The organism is Saccharothrix saharensis (assembly GCF_006716745.1).
GTDB lineage: Bacteria > Actinomycetota > Actinomycetes > Mycobacteriales > Pseudonocardiaceae > Actinosynnema > Actinosynnema saharense.
Window position 1 is genome coordinate 8,872,329 of the sequence record NZ_VFPP01000001.1, and the last position, 16,054, is coordinate 8,888,382.

Consider the following 16,054-nt stretch of genomic DNA (forward strand, 5'->3'; position numbering starts at 1 on the left):
GCGACTACCTGAAGCGGGCCATCGCCGACGCGCGGGACGCCCGCAGGCGGTTGAAGGAGGTCGAGGACCGCGACCACGAGCCGGTGGCGATCGTCGGCATGGCCTGCCGCTACCCCGGCGGCGTCAGCACGCCCGACGAGCTGTGGCGGCTGGTGGCGGAGGGGCGTGACGCGATCTCGCCGTTCCCGACCAACCGCGGCTGGCCCGCCGACCTGCACGACCCCGACCCGGACCGGGTGGGCCGGTCCACCACCGGGCACGGCGGGTTCCTGCACGACGCCGACCGGTTCGACGCCGGGTTCTTCGGCCTGTCGCCGCGCGAGGCGCTGGCCGTGGACCCGCAGCAGCGGCTGCTGCTGGAGACCACCTGGGAGACGGTGGAGGGCGCGGGCATCGACCCGGAGTCGTTGCGCGGCAGCAGGACCGGCGTGTTCGTCGGCGTGATGTACAACGACTACGGCTCGCGGCCGAACCTGCCGCCCGACGACGTCGAGGGCTACCTGTTCAGCGGCAGCGCGGGCAGCATCGCCTCCGGTCGGCTGGCCTACACGTTCGGGCTGGAGGGCCCGACCGTCACCGTGGACACGGCGTGCTCGTCGTCCCTGGTCGCGGTGCACCTGGCGGCGAACGCCCTGCGCCGGGGCGAGTGCACGCTGGCGGTGGCGGGCGGTGCCACGGTGATGTCGACGCCGACCGCGTTCATCGAGTTCTCCCGGCTGCGCGGGCTGTCGGCGGACGGCCGCTGCAAGTCGTTCTCCGACCACGCCGACGGCACCGGCTGGGCCGAGGGCGTCGGCGTGCTGCTGCTGGAGCGGCTGTCCGACGCGCGCCGCAACGGCCACCGGGTGCTGGCGGTGATCCGGGGCAGCGCGGTGAACTCCGACGGCGCGTCCAACGGCCTGACCGCGCCGAACGGTCCGGCGCAGGAACGCGTGATCCGGGCGGCGCTGGCGGCGGCCGGCCTGTCGCCGTCGGACGTGGACCTGGTGGAGGCGCACGGCACCGGGACGACGTTGGGCGACCCGATCGAGGCACGCGCGGTGCTCGCCACCTATGGTCGGGACCGCGAGCGGCCGGTGTGGCTGGGGTCGCTGAAGTCGAACATCGGGCACGCCCAAGCGGCGGCCGGCGTCGGCGGGATCATCAAGGTGGCGCAGGCGATGCGGCACGGCGTGATGCCCCGCACGCTGCACGCGGAGGAGCCGTCGAGCCACGTCGACTGGACGGCCGGCAAGGTGGGCCTGCTGACCGAGGCCCGCGAGTGGCCCCGCACGGACCGGCCGCGGCGGGCGGGCGTGTCGTCGTTCGGGTTCGGCGGCACGAACGCCCACGTGGTGGTCGAAGAAGCCGACGCCACACCGGTCGAGGACGTGCCGGGAGCCGTCGTGACCGCCGGTGGACCGCGGGCGGATGAGATCGGTGGCCCGACCTCGGTCGCGCCTTCGGCAGCGGGTTCGGCGGCGGAAGGGTTCGCGGCGGCCGGCTCGGCGGCGGGCTTGGCGGCAGCAGGATCCCCGGCGGGAGGTTCGGCGGAGGGGCGGGACGTTCCCGTTCCGTTCGTGCTGTCCGGTCGCAGTGCCGAAGCGGTGGCGGAGCAGGCGCGGAGGTTGGCCGAGGCCGGGGCCGGTGGGCGGGATGCGGCGTTCACGGTGGCCACCCGCACGCCCATGCCGTACCGGGCGGCGGGCACCGACCTGCACGACTTCCCGGCCGCCGTGGTACCGCCGCGTGGCAAGGTGGCGTTCGCGTTCACCGGGCAGGGTGCGCAGCGGGTCCGCATGGGGCTCGAACTGGCCGAGGTGTACCCGGTCTTCGCCCGCGCCTTCGCCGAGGTGTGCGAGCACCTGCCCGTGCGGGACGTCATCGAATCCGGTGCGGACCTCGACCTCACCGGCAACGCGCAGCCCGCCCTGTTCGCGGTCGAGGTGGCGTTGTTCCGGCTGGTGGAGTCGTGGGGTGTGCGCCCGGACTTCCTGGTCGGCCACTCGATCGGTGAACTGGCCGCCGCGCACGTGGCCGGTGTGCTGTCCCTTGCCGACGCCGCCGCACTGGTCGCCGCACGCGGCCGGCTCATGCAGGCGTTGCCGGCCGGCGGCGCGATGGTCGCGGTCCGCGCCGCCGAGGACGAGCTGGACCTGCCCGAGGACGTGGCGGTCGCCGCGGTCAACGGGCCGCGCTCGCTCGTCCTGTCCGGTGCGGAGGACGCCGTCCTCAAGGCCGCCGAAGGGCTGCGCGGCAAGCGGCTCGCGGTCAGCCACGCGTTCCACTCGCCGTTGATGGAACCCATGCTGGACGAGTTCCGCGCCGTGGCCCGCGGCCTGACCTACCACCAGCCGCGCATCCCCGCGGTGTCGACGGTGGCGGAAGGCTCCGACTGGACCGACCCGGAGTACTGGGTGCGGCAGGTCCGCGCCACGGTCCGCTTCCACGACGCCCTCGTCGTCCTGCGCGACCGGGACACGCGCACGGTGGTCGAGATCGGCCCGGACGCCGTCCTGAGCGGTCTCACCGCCACCGCGTTCGACGACGTCAAGGCGGTGCCGCTGCTGCGGGCCGGTCAACCCGAACCGCTCACGGTCGCGAACGCGCTGGCCGAGCTGCACATGCGCGGCGTGGACCCGGACTGGGCGGCGGTGTTCCCCGGCGCGCGCAAGGTGCCGCTGCCGACCTACGCGTTCCAGCGCAAGCGGTACTGGCTCGCGCCGTCGGTGAGCGGTGACGTGTCGGCGGCGGGCCTCACGTCGTCCGGGCACCCGCTGCTCGGCGCGACGGTCGAGCTGCCCGACGGCGCGACCGTGCAGACCGGCAAGCTGTCCCTGGCCACCCACCCGTGGCTGGGCGAGCACCGCGTGCACGGCACCGCCGTCGTGCCCGGCACGGCCCTGGTCGAGCTGGTCGGTGACGTCGCCGACCTGACCGTCACCGCCCCGCTGGTCGTCCCGGACACCGGCGCGGTGACCGTGCAGGTCGTGCGCACCGCGACCAGCGTCGAGATCCACTCCCGCCGCGACGACGAGCCGTGGACCCGGCACGCCACCGGCACCCCCGACCCGGCGGACCACCCCGTGGACCACCTCACCGGGTGGCCGCCCGCCGCGCCCGAGGTCGCGGTCTCCTACGACGGCCTGGACCGGCACGGGTACGGCTACGGGCCGGCGTTCCAGGGCCTGCGCAGGGTGTGGCGGGCCGACGGCGAGCTCTTCGCCGAGGTCACCGCGGACGTGCCACCCGCCGGGTTCACCGTGCACCCGGCGCTGTTCGACGCGGCGCTGCACCCGCTGCTGCCCGGCCTGGTCGAGGACGGTCCGGCCCGGTTGCCGTTCTCGTGGTCCGGCGTCCGGTTCCACGGCACCGCCGGCACGTCGCTGCGCGTCCGGATCACCCCGACCGGGCCGGACTCCGTGGCCCTGCTGGTCACCGACAGCACTGGCACCCCGGTGGTCTCCGTCGCCGACCTCGTCCTGCGCCCGCTCACCGGTCCGGTCACCGGCACGGACCTGCTGTTCACCCCGACCCTCCGGTCCGCACCGGCCCAGGTGGACCGCGTGTTCGCCGTCGAGACCCCGGACGGCCCGGTGCCCGAGCAGGTCCACCACGTCACGCACCGGGTGCTGACCGAGCTCCGCGACTGGGCCGCCGGAGCGGACGGCGTCCTGGGCGTGGCCGTCACCGACGACCTCGCCCACGCGGCCGTCGCCGGCCTCGTCCGCAGCGCGGCGGCCGAACACCCCGGCCGGTTCGTGCTGCTGCGCGACGGGCAGGCACTCGAACCCGTCCTCACCCCGGCCCCGCGCACCGGGCACGACGGTCCGGGCTGGGACACCGTCCTGGTCACGGGCGCGAGCGGCGCGCTGGGCGGCGCCATCGCCCGGCACCTGGTCACCCGGCACGGCGCGCGCAAGCTCGTGCTCCTCAGCCGCAGCGGCGAGGCGCCGGAGATCGAAGGCGCGGAGGTCGTGGCCGTGGCGTGCGACGCGGCCGACCGCGAGGCCCTGGGCGCCGTGCTGGCCGAGCACCCGGTCACGGCGGTCGTGCACGCGGCGGGCGTGGTGGCGGACGGCACGCTGGACTCGCTGACCCCCGACCAGGTCGACCGGGTGCTGCGGCCCAAGGTCGACGCGGCCTGGAACCTGCACGAGCTGGCCGGCGACGTCGAGGCGTTCGTGCTGTACTCGTCCATCGCGGGCGTCCTCGGCACGGCCGGGCAGGCGAACTACGCGGCGGGCAACACGTTCCTCGACGCGCTGGCCCGGCACCGGCACGCGCTCGGCCTGCCCGCGACGTCCCTGGCCTGGGGCCTGTGGGAGTCCGACAGCGCGCTGTCCGGCGGTCTGTCCGAAGTGGACCGCAAGCGGATCCGCCGGCTCGGGCTCAAGCCGATCGCCGTGGACGCGGCGCTGGCGGCGTTCGACGCGGCGCTGGCCACCGGCGAACCGGTGCTCGCGGTGACCGGGCTGGACCGGGCCGCGTTGCGCGAGGACCCGCACCCGGCGCTGAGGGAACTCGCGCCGAAACGCCGTGCCGCGAGCAAGCCGAAGGCGGCGGTGGCGGGTACCTCGGTCACCACCGACGTCCGAGCGCTCACGGACCTGGTCCGGTCGCACGTGGCGGCCGTGCTCGGCCACGCGGACCCGGCCGGCGTCGACGCCAAGCGGGCGTTCAGCGAGATGGGCTTCGACTCGCTGACGGCGGTCGAGCTGCGCAACCGGCTCGCCGGGGCCGTCGGGCGGCGGCTGCCCACGACGCTGGTGTTCGACCACCCCACGCCCGCCGCGCTGGCCGAGTACCTGGCGGGCGCGGTCAAGCCGGCCGAGGAGAAGGTGACGGCGGCCGACGAGCCGATCGCGATCGTCGGCATGGCGTGCCGCTACCCGGGTGGCGTGCGCACGCCCGAGGAGCTGTGGGGACTGGTCGCCGAGGGGCGGGACGCGATCGGGGAGTTCCCCGTCAACCGCGGCTGGGACCTCGACCGGCTCTACCACCCGGACCCGCAGCACCCCGGCACGACCTACACCCGGCACGGCGGGTTCCTGCACGACGCGGACCTGTTCGACCCGGAGTTCTTCGGGATGTCGCCGCGTGAGGCGCTGGCGACCGACCCGCAGCAACGCCTGCTGCTCGAGACCGCCTGGGAAGCCCTGGAACGCGGCGGCATCGACCCGACGTCCGCGCGCGGCACGAGGACCGGCGTGTTCACCGGCCTGATGTACCACGACTACGGCACCGGCGGCGCGTTGCCGCCCGAGCTGGAGGGCTACCTGGTCGGCGGCACGTCCGGCAGCGTCGCGTCCGGTCGCGTGGCCTACGCGCTGGGCCTGGAGGGGCCGGCGATCACGGTCGACACGGCGTGCTCGTCGTCACTGGTCGCGCTGCACCTCGCGGTCAGCGCGCTGCGCCGCGGTGAGTGCGACCTGGCGTTGGCGGGCGGTGCGACCGTGATGGCCACGCCGACCGCGTTCGTGGAGTTCTCGCGGCAACGCGGCCTGGCCCCGGACGGCCGCTGCAAGCCGTTCGCGGCGTCCGCCGACGGCACCGGCTGGGCCGAGGGCGTCGGCGTGCTGCTGGTGGAACGACTGTCCGACGCCCGCCGCAACGGGCACCCGGTGCTGGCCGTGGTGCGCGGCACGGCGGTCAACTCCGACGGCGCGTCCAACGGCCTGACCGCCCCGAACGGCCCGGCCCAGCAACGCGTCATCCGGGCCGCGCTCGCCGCCGCCGGCCTGAAGCCGTCCGACGTGGACCTGGTGGAGGCGCACGGCACCGGCACGACGCTGGGCGACCCGATCGAGGCCGAGGCCTTGCTGGCGGTGTACGGGGAACGCGACCGGCCGCTGGCGCTGGGGTCGCTGAAGTCCAACATCGGCCACACCCAGGCCGCGGCGGGCGTCGGCGGGATCATCAAGGTGGTCGAGGCCATGCGGCACGGCGTGCTGCCGCGCACCCTCCACGTGGACGAGCCGTCGCCGCACGTGGACTGGTCGGCCGGCTCGGTGGAGCTGCTGACGTCGGCGCGGGAGTGGGTGGTGGACCGGCCGCGCCGGGCGGCGGTGTCGTCGTTCGGCATCAGCGGCACCAACGCGCACGTCGTGCTCGAACAGGCGCCGGCGGAGGCCGAGGTCGAGCGGGCCGACGGGCCGGTGCCCGTCGTGGTGTCCGCCCGCACCCCGCAGGCGTTGGCCGACCAGCTCGCACGGCTGGCCGAGGCCGACGTGCCGGTCGCCGACCTCGCCCACACGCTCGGCACGGGCCGCGCGCTCCTGGAGCACCGGGCGGTGGTCGCGGCGGAAAGCCCGGCCGACCTGCGTGACGCCGTGACGGTGCCCCGCGTGCGCGACGGCCGGACGGCGTTCGTGTTCACCGGGCAGGGTGCCCAGCGGGTCGGCATGGGGCTGGAGCTGGCCCGGGCGTTCCCGGTGTTCGCCCGCGCGTTCGACGAGGTGTGCGAGCACCTGCCGGTGCGCGACGCGATCTCGTCCGGCGAAGGGCTGCACGAGACCGGGACCGCGCAGCCCGCGTTGTTCGCGGTGGAGGTGGCCCTGTTCCGGCTGCTGGAGTCGTGGGGCGTGCGGCCGGACTTCGTCGCCGGGCACTCGATCGGCGAGATCGCCGCCGCGCACGTGGCCGGGGTGCTGTCCCTGGCCGACGCGGCCGAGCTCGTCGCGGCACGGGGCCGGCTGATGCAGGCCTTGCCGCGCGGCGGCGCGATGGTCGCCGTGCAGGCCGCCGAGGACGAGCTGGAGCTGCCCGAGGGCGTGGCGGTGGCCGCCGTGAACGGGCCGCGCTCGGTCGTGCTGTCCGGTGTCGAGGCCGCGGTCCTGGCCTGCGCGAAGCCGTTCAAGCACACCCGGCTCACGGTGAGCCACGCGTTCCACTCACCGCTGATGGACCCGATGCTCGACGACTTCCGCGCGGTGGCGGAGAAGTTGACGTACCACCGGCCGGAGATCCCCGCGGCGTCGACCGTCGGTGACGACGCCGACTGGACCGACCCGTCGTACTGGGTGCGGCACGTCCGCGAGCCGGTGCGGTTCCACGACGCCGCGCGCACCCTGCTCGACCGCGGCGTCACGACGTTCGTGGAGCTGGGCCCGGACGCGATCCTGACCGGCCTGCTCGCGGCCGTGCTGCCCGAGGGGTACGCCGCGCTGCCCGCGCTGCGCCGCGACCGGTCCGAGCGGCGCACCGCCGTCGAGCTGTTCGCCCACCTGCACGCCCGGGGTGTGGCGGTGGACTGGTCGGCGTTCCCGGGACGGCGGACCGTGCTGCCGACCTACCCGTTCCAGCGCGAGCGGTACTGGCTGTCCGCCAAGCCGCGCACCACGAGCGGACACCCCGTGCTCGACGTGCCGGTCCACGTGGCGGACCGCGACGAGGTGCTGTTCACCGGCACCCTGACCGAGCCGCTGACCGGCGCGGGCGTCGCGGAACTGGTGTGGCACGCGGGCCGCGAGGTCGGCTTCCCGGTGGTGGACCTCGACGTGGCCGCGCTGCCCGGTGCCGGGCGGGTCCAGGTGAAGGTGGGCGAGCGGGACGGCGACACCCGGCCGGTGAGCGTGCACGCGTGGCAGGATGGGTGGGTCGAGCAGGCCAGGGGCACGCTCACGGCCGGCCCGGCGGTCGACGTCGAGGTCGACCTGTCGCTGCTGGCGCGCGAGGACGTGGAACCCGCCGCGTGGCGCGGCCTGCGGGCCACCGCGCCGGGCGTCGCCGTGCGCGTGGACGGCTCGGTGTTCCGCGACGAGCGGGGCGACGAGGTCGCCCGGGTCGACTCGGTCGAGTTCCGCGCGCTCAACGGCGTGCCGCTGTACGAGGTGGACTGGGTGCCGGTCGACCTGCCGGAAGCGGACTCGACGCCGGACGTGATCCGGGTCGAAGCCGGCCCGGACCCGGTCGCCACCGCGCTCACCGCGACCCGGCACGTGCTGGCCGAGCTGCGCGACCGGGCCACCGGCACCGGGCGGGCGGTCGTGCTCACCCCCGACCCGGCCGATCCCGGCGTGGCGGCCGTGTGGGGCCTGGTGCGGGCCGCGCAGGTCGAGGCGCCGGACCGGATCGTGCTGGTCGGGGGTGACGGCGACGTGGCCGCGGCGGTCGCGTCCGGCGAGCCGCAGGTGGTGTTCCGCGACGGGCGGGCGTTCGCGCCCCGGCTGGTCCGGGTGACGGCGCAGGTCGTGCCCCTGCCGCCGGACGCGGTCGTGCACCGGCCCGAACCGCCCGCGCGGACCACCCTCGCCGGCCTCACCGACGACGTGCTCGCCGACGCCCTGCGCGAGACCGCCGGGGAGGCCTGGCGGCTGCACCGGGAGACGTCCGGTCACCTGGTGCTCGCGGCGGCCGTGGAGGGATTCGGCGCGGCCGGTCACGCCCACTACGCGGCCGGGGTGGCGTTCATGGAGGCACTGGCGCACCAGCGTGCCGCGCACGGGCTGCCCGGCACGGCGGTGATCGGCGGGCCGGACCCGGTCGTCACCGATCGGCCGGTCGTCGTCGCCGCGCCGGTGTCCGAGCTGCCGCGCACGGCGTTGCTGCGCGACCTGGTCCGCGCGCCCCGCGTGCCGTTGGCCGAACGGCTGGCGAGCGCGGCCGAGGGCGAGCGCGGCCGGATCGTGGAGGAGGTCGTCCGCACCCAGGTGGCGGCCGTCCTCGGGCACGGCGACCCGCGCCGCGTGGACTTGGCGAAGCCGTTCAGCGACCTGGGCTTCGACTCGCTCACCGCCGTGGACCTGCGCAACCGGCTCACCGGCGAGACCGGGGTGGCGCTGGAGGCGACCCTGGTGTTCGACCACCCGACGCCCGCGGCGCTCACCGGCGTCCTGCTCGACCGCCTCGCGCCCGACGACACCGCGCCGGTGCTGGCCGAGCTGGACCGGCTGGAGGCGACGCTGGCCGAGGTCGACGAGGAGCAGCGGCAGCAGGTGACCGTGCGGCTGCGGACCATCCTGTCCCGCTGGGCCGAGCCGGAACCGGCCGACGTGCGCACCGACTTCGACTCCACCGCCGAGCTGTTCGACTTCATCGACAACCAGCTCGGCCGCGCCGCCCGCTGACCACCCACGACATCGAGGAGAGAGCAGTGTCCAACGAGGAGCGGCTGGTCGAGTACCTGAAGTGGGTGACGGCGGACCTCCAGCAGGCCCGGCAGCGCATCGCCGAGCTGGAGACGCCCGAGCCGGTCGCGATCGTGGCGATGGCCTGCCGCTACCCCGGCGGCGTCACCTCGCCCGACGACCTGTGGCGGCTGGTCGCCGAGGGCCGGGACGGCATCACGCCGTGGCCGGCCGACCGCGGCTGGGACGTCGACCGGCTCTACGACCCGGAGCCGGGCGTGCCCGGCCGGACCTACACCCGCGAAGGCGGCTTCGTCGACCACGCCACCGAGTTCGACGCGGCGTTCTTCGGCATCTCGCCGCGCGAGGCGCTGGGCATGGACCCGCAGCAGCGCGTGCTGCTGGAGACCGCGTGGGAGTTGTTCGAACGGGCGGGCATCGACACGGCCGCGTTGCGCGGCAGCCGCACGGGCGTGTTCGCGGGCGTGGGGGAGCAGAGCTACCTGGGCCTGGCCGGGCCGGAGGAGCTGGAAGGCTTCCTGATGACCGGCAAGCTGGGCAGCGTGGCGTCCGGGCGGATCGCCTACACGTTCGGCTTCGAGGGCCCGGCGGTCACGGTGGACACGGCGTGCTCGTCCTCGCTGGTGGCGCTGCACATGGCGGTCCGCTCGCTGCGGACGGGCGAGTCGACGTTGGCGGTGGCGGGCGGCTGCACGGTGTACGGCTCGCCCACCGGGTACGTCGACTTCTCCCGCCAGCGCGGTCTCGCGGCGGACGGCCGGTGCAAGTCGTTCGCCGCGGCGGCGGACGGCACCGGCTGGTCGGAGGGCGTCGGCCTGCTGCTGCTGGAGAAGCTGTCCGACGCCCGCCGCAACGGCCACCCGGTGCTGGCCGTGGTCCGGGGCAGCGCGATCAACCAGGACGGCGCGTCCAACGGCCTCACCGCCCCGAACGGCCCCGCGCAGGAACGCGTCATCCGCGCCGCCCTGGACGACGCCCGGCTGTCCACCTCGGACGTCGACCTGGTGGAGGCGCACGGCACCGGCACCCGGCTCGGCGACCCGATCGAGGCGCAGGCGTTGCTGGCCACCTACGGCCAGGGCCGGTCGACGCCGTTGCTGCTGGGCTCGCTGAAGTCCAACATCGGGCACAGCGTTGCCGCGGCCGGTGTCGGCGGCGTGATCAAGGTGGTGCAGGCGATGCGGCACGGCATCGCGCCGCGCACCCTGCACGTGGACGAGCCCACGCCCGTGGTCGACTGGTCGTCGGGGTCGGTGGAGCTGCTGCGGGAGTCGCGGCCGTGGCCGGAGGGCGACCGGCCGCGGCGGGCGGCGGTGTCGTCGTTCGGCGTCAGCGGCACCAACGCGCACGTGGTGCTGGAGCACGTGCCCGAGGAACCGGCGCCGGCCGCCGAAGCCGACGGTGAGCTGCCGTTCCTGCTGTCCGCGCGGTCGGCCGAGGCGCTGCGGGCGCAGGCGGAACGGCTGCGCGCCTTCCTCGCCGAACGCCCCGAGGTCTCCCCGGTCGACGTCGCCCACACCCTCGCCACCGGCCGCACGGCCCTGGAGCACCGCGGGGCGGTCGTGGCCCGTGACCGGGACGAGCTGCTGGCCGCGCTGGCGGCGTTCGACGGCGGTGTGCCGGTGCCGCAGCCGGGCCGGACCGCGTTCCTGTTCACCGGTCAGGGTGCTCAGCGCCCCGGCATGGGCCGTGACCTGCACGAACGCTTCCCGGCGTTCCGGCAGGCGTTCGACGGGGCGTGCGCGCTGCTCGATCCGCACCTGCCGACGCCGCTGAAGGACGTGGTGTTCGGCGACTCGGACCTGCTGCACCAGACCCGGTACACGCAGCCGGCGCTGTTCGCGTTCGAGGTGGCGTTGTTCCGGCTGCTGGAGGAGTGGGGCGTCCGGCCGGACCACGTGGCAGGCCACTCGCTCGGCGAGCTGACCGCCGCGCACGTCGCCGGTGTCTTCTCGCTGGAGGACGCGTGCACGCTGGTCGCCGCGCGCGCCCGGCTGATCGGCGAGCTGCCGGAGGGCGGTGCGATGGTCGCCGTGGCCGCGCCCGCCGCCGACGTCGAGCCGCTGCTGACGCCGCGGGTGGGGCTGGCCGCGGTGAACGGTCCGGCCTCCGTCGTGGTGTCCGGCGACGAGGACGCCGTGCTGGCGGTCGAGGCCGAGCTGCGCGCTCGCGGCCGCCGGACCAAGCGGCTCACGGTGAGCCATGCGTTCCACTCGCACCGGATGGAGCCCGCGCTGGAGGAGTTCCGCCGGGTCGCCGCGAAGATCACCTACCACGCGCCGGTGATCCCGGTCGTGTCCAACGTGACCGGCGCGGCCGACGCCGACGTGACCTCGCCCGACTACTGGGTCCGGCACGTGCGCGAGGCGGTGCGGTTCGCCGACTGCGTGCGGACGTTGGCCGAGCGGGGCGTGACCACGTTCGTGGAGGTCGGCCCCGCCGCCGCGCTCACCCCGATGGTGCGCGAGACGGTGGACGCCACCGCGGTGGCGTTGCAGCGCGACGGACTGGTGACGGCGCTGGGCGAACTCCACGCGGCCGGGGTGCCGGTGGACTGGGCCGCGTTCTTCTCCGGCACGGGTGCGCGGCACGTGGAGCTGCCGACCTACCCGTTCCAGCGGCAGCGGTACTGGGTCGAGCACCAGGAGGCGGCCGACGTCGCCGAGCTGGGCGTGACGCGGGCGGACCACCCGCTGCTCGGCGCGGCGGTGCCGGTGGCGGGCGCGGACGAGGTCGTGTTCACCGGCAAGGTGTCCGTGCGCAGCCACCCGTGGCTGGACCGGCACCGCGTGCACGGTTGCGCGGTGCTGCCGTCGGCGGCGCTGGTGGAGCTGGCGATCCGCGCCGGCGACGAGGTCGACCTGCCTCGGCTGGCGTCGATGGACGTCCTCGCGCCGGTCGTCGTGCCGGACCGCGGCGGGGTGCAGGTCCAGGTGCGCGTCGCGAACGGCCAGCTGACCGTCCACACGCGACTGGACGGCGACTGGGCGTTGAACGCCGCCGGGACGCTGGCCCCGGCCACCCACCCCACCTGGCCCGACGCCGGGGAGTGGACCGGGCTGGACACCGTGGCCCCCGACGGCTTCCGCCTGCACCCGTCGCTGCTGGACGCCGCCCTGCGGCTGGTCGGCGACGGCGACGCGGTGCACTGGCGGGACGTGGAGCTGCACGCCACCGGTGCGTCGGACGTGCGGGTCCACGTGGACGGCGACCGCGTCCTGCTCGCCGACCCGAGCGGCGGACCGGTGGCCACGATCGGGTCCGTGCGGCTGCGGCCCACGGCCGCCGAGGCCGTGGTCGACGCCCTGCTGCGCCCGCAGGACGCGCTGCTGGACGTGGCGTGGGAGCCGGTGGAGCTACCGCCGTCCGACGTCACGCCGCGGGTGGTCCGGTGGCTGCCCGACCGCGACCTGCCCGACGCCGACCTGCACAGCCGGGCCGCGTCCGCGTTGGCCGACCTGCGGGGTGACGCGCCGTTCGTGGCGGTGACCCGCGGCGCGATGCGTGACGTCACGGACGTGGACGGCGCGGCGCTGTGGGGGCTCGCGCGGTCGGCGCAGTCCGAGCAGCCGGGCCGGATCGTGCTGGTGGACGTCGACGACGACCCCGCGTCGGAGGCCGCGATCCCGGCCGTCGTCGCGGCCGGCGTGTCGCAAGCGGTGGTGCGGCGCGGTGTCGTGCACGTGCCGAAGCTGCGGCGCGCGCAGGTCGGCCGCACGGCGTGGCCGGTCGACGGCGCGGTCCTGATCACCGGCGGCACCGGCACGCTCGGCGCGATGGTCGCCCGGCACCTGGTCCGGCGGGGCGTGCGGGAGCTGCTGCTCACCAGCCGTCGTGGCCCGGACTCGCCCGGTGCGGCGGACCTGCGCGACGAGCTGACGTCCCTGGGCGCGTCCGTCCGGATCGTCGCGTGCGACGCGGCCGACCGGGCCCAGCTCGAAGCCGCTATCGCCGACACCCGCCTGACCGGCGTCGTGCACACGGCGGGCGTCATCGACGACGCCCTGATCGGCGACCTGACCCCGGAGCGGCTCGCCGCCGTGCTGCGGCCCAAGGCCGACGCCGCCCGGCACTTGCACGAGCTGACCCGCGGCCACGACCTGACGGCGTTCGTGCTGTTCTCGTCCATCGCCGGGGTCATCGGCGGCGCGGGCCAGGGCAACTACGCCGCCGCGAACGCCTACCTCGACGGCCTGGCCGCCCACCGCGCCGCGCTCGGCCTGCCCGCCACCTCCGTCGCCTGGGGCCTGTGGGCCGAGTCCAGCGGCATCACCAGCGGGCTGAGCGAGCTGGACCGGGCCCGCATCGCCCGCGCCGGCTTCCGGCCCGTGGAGACCGAGCAGGGCCTGGCGATGCTGGACGCCGCCGTGGCGTCGGGCGTGCCGGCCCTCGTGGGCGCGCCGCTGGACCTGGCCGCCCTGAGGGCGCGGCCGGACCAGGCGCCGGCGCTGCTGCGGACCCTGCTGCCCCCGGTCCGGCCGGTCGCGCGCACCGGCGCGCCCGTGCCGAACCTGGCCGAGCTGCCCGCGGCCGAGCGGTGGGCGGTGGTCGGCGAGCTGGTGCGGCGGGAGGTCGCGTCCGTGCTGGGCCTGCCCGGCGAGGTGGAGGACAAGCCGTTCCCCGACCTGGGCTTCGACTCGCTGCTGTCGGTCGAGCTGCGCAACCGGGTCGCCGCCGCCACCGGGCTGGCCCTGCCCGCGACCGTCGTCTTCGACCACCCGACGCCCGGCGCGTTGACCGCCTTCCTGGCGGGCGCGGCCGGTGCGGCGGACGTGGACTACGACGAGGTGCTCGCCGAGGACGTCCGGCCCGCCGAGCAGGTGGTGCGCACGGTCGACGAGCCGGAGAACGTGCTGCTCACGGGGGCGACCGGGTTCGTCGGGGCGTTCCTGCTGCGGGAGCTGCTGAAGGCGTCCGCGGCGACCGTGCACTGCCTGGTGCGCGCCGCCGACGAGGCCGAGGGCCTGCGCAAGGTCGAGGCGAACCTGCGCTGGTACCGGTTGTGGGACGAGGTGGACGCGACCCGGCTGCGCGTGGTGCCCGGCGACCTGTCCCAGCCGCGCCTCGGCCTGTCCGAGCAGACCTACGACCGGCTGGCGCGCGAGGTGGACGCGGTCTACCACGCGGGCGCGACGGTGAACTGGCTGCGGCCGTACACCGAGCTGCGCGCGCCGAACGTGCACGGCACGCAGGAGGTGCTGCGGCTGGCCGCCCGGCACCGGACCGTGCCGGTGCACCACCTGTCCACGACCGGTGTGTTCGCCGGTGCCCGCGAACCGGGCGTGCCGCTGACGGTGGACGACCCGACGGGCCCGCCGGACGCGCTGCCCAGCGGCTACCTGCGCAGCAAGTGGGTGGCCGAGCACCTGGTCGCCCAGGCGGCCGAACGGGGACTGCCGGTGCGCGTGTACCGGGTCGACCTGGTCTCCGGCGACCAGGTCAACGGCGCCTGCCAGACCCGGGACTTCGTGTGGCTGGCCACCAAGGGCCTGGTCCAGGCGGGCGCGGTGCCCACGGGCCTGGACGGCACGGTGCCGATGGTGCCGGTCGACTACGCGGCGGCCGCGGTCGTGCGGCTGTCGCGCGAGTCCGGCGGGGTGTTCCACCTCTACAACCCGGGCCGGGTGAGCTGGCGGGAGATCGTGGCCCGGCTGCGCGCCCACGGCTACCGGCTGGAGGAGCGCGAGTGGGCGCGGTGGCGGCGGGACGTGCTGGCCGACCGGGACAACGCCCTGATCCCGCTGCTGGACGCGTTCGAGCTGATGGTCGCCGACAACGCGGGCTTCTACCCGGCGGTGGACGTGTCGAAGACCGAGCAGGCGCTGGCGGGGACCTCCATCACCTGCCCGCCGGTCACCGGTGACCTGGTCGACACCTACATCAGGTTCTTCGCCGAGACCGGCTACTACCCGCCGAGCCGCGAGTTCGCGCTGGTCGCGGGCGCGTGACCGGACCGGCGACCCTGGCGCTCACGCGGTCAGGGTCGCCGGTCCGAGGCGGAGCAGCCCGTCGTCGAGCGGGACGCACCGCTTGCCGCCCCGGCCGCGCAGCGCCCTCATCGCGCCGGGTGCGATCACGGCGTTCATCCACCCGCACGGGTTGGCGGGCCGGTGCGTGCGGAAGCGCACCGGCCCGTCGCCCGTGTCGAGGGTGAACACGGCGTCGCGGTCGAGCCCGTCCACGTCGAAGCCGCGCAGTACGACATTTCGCCGCACGACCAGCGGGCCCGGCACGGTGGACAGGCCGAGCCCGTCGGCGACGTGCTCCAGCGCCTCGACGGCGAAGACCGTGACGGCGGCCGTGCGGTGCGCGGGGTGGTTGAAGTAGCGGTCGCCGACCAGCCCCAGGCCCGCCCGGACCACGACGTGGTCGCGCGAGACCGGCCCGGGATCGGGTCGTGGTCCGTCGGCGGGCCGTCCCTCGTAGGCGTGCACCGGTGACACGTGCAGCGCCACGACCTCGACGGCGGTGCTCACCGCTCGCCGAGCTGCCATTCCGGCCGGACGTAGTGGCACGTGTAGCCGTTCGGGTAGCGCTCCAGGTAGTCCTGGTGCTCCGGCTCGGCCTCCCAGAAATCACCCAGCTGGGCGACCTCGGTGACCACCTTGGCCGGCCACTTGCCGGACGCGTCGACGTCGGCGATCGTCGCCTCCGCCACCCGCTTCTGCTCGTCGTCGGTGTAGAAGATCGCCGAGCGGTAGCTGGTGCCGAGGTCGTTGCCCTGGCGGTTGCGGGTCGTCGGGTCGTGGATCTGGAAGAAGAACTCCAGGACCTGCCGGTAGCTCAGCTGAGCCGGGTCGAAGACGATCTCGATCGCCTCGGCGTGGCCGCCGTGGTTGTAGTAGGTCGCGTGGGGGACGTCGCCGCCGCTGTAGCCGACGCGGGTCGAGACGACGCCGGGGTGGCGGCGGAACAGATCCTGCATGCCCCAGAAGCAGCCGCCCGCGAGGACGGCCTTCTCGGTCACGGTAGCCATGTGGTCGCTC

3 protein-coding genes and 1 pseudogene are annotated in these 16,054 nt (G+C 75.5%); 2 read left to right on the top strand and 2 right to left on the bottom strand.

Features of this window, described 5'->3' with window-relative positions:
• Nucleotides 1-8: 8 nt before the first annotated feature.
• Both FHX81_RS42530 and FHX81_RS39915 read left to right on the top strand, forming a co-directional pair.
• Nucleotides 9-9,047 (top strand): annotated as a pseudogene (locus FHX81_RS42530) (SDR family NAD(P)-dependent oxidoreductase); the annotation flags it as partial.
• Nucleotides 8,948-15,016 (top strand): thioester reductase domain-containing protein, encoded by a 6,069-nt coding sequence (locus FHX81_RS39915; protein WP_425473907.1) that lies wholly within the window; start codon nt 8,948-8,950, stop codon nt 15,014-15,016. The pseudogene FHX81_RS42530 and the gene FHX81_RS39915, both read left to right, overlap by 100 nt.
• 21 nt (nt 15,017-15,037) lie before the next feature.
• Here the strand turns inward: FHX81_RS39915 and FHX81_RS39920 are convergent, their stop codons facing one another.
• Entirely contained in the window at nt 15,038-15,544 is a 507-nt protein-coding gene (locus FHX81_RS39920) for a molybdenum cofactor biosysynthesis protein (RefSeq protein WP_246108202.1), read from the bottom strand.
• On the bottom strand, nt 15,541-16,044 hold the full coding sequence (gene msrA, locus FHX81_RS39925) for a peptide-methionine (S)-S-oxide reductase MsrA (protein ID WP_141983600.1): 504 nt from the start codon (nt 16,042-16,044) through the stop codon (nt 15,541-15,543). Before msrA ends, FHX81_RS39920 begins: the two co-directional genes overlap by 4 nt.
• Nucleotides 16,045-16,054: the final 10 nt, after the last annotated feature.

What these genes read in the sequence shown, in the direction of transcription:
- msrA (WP_141983600.1), bottom strand. Translation starts at nt 16,044, where the DNA reads ATGGCTACCGTGACCGAGAAGGCCGTCCTCGCGGGCGGCTGCTTCTGG.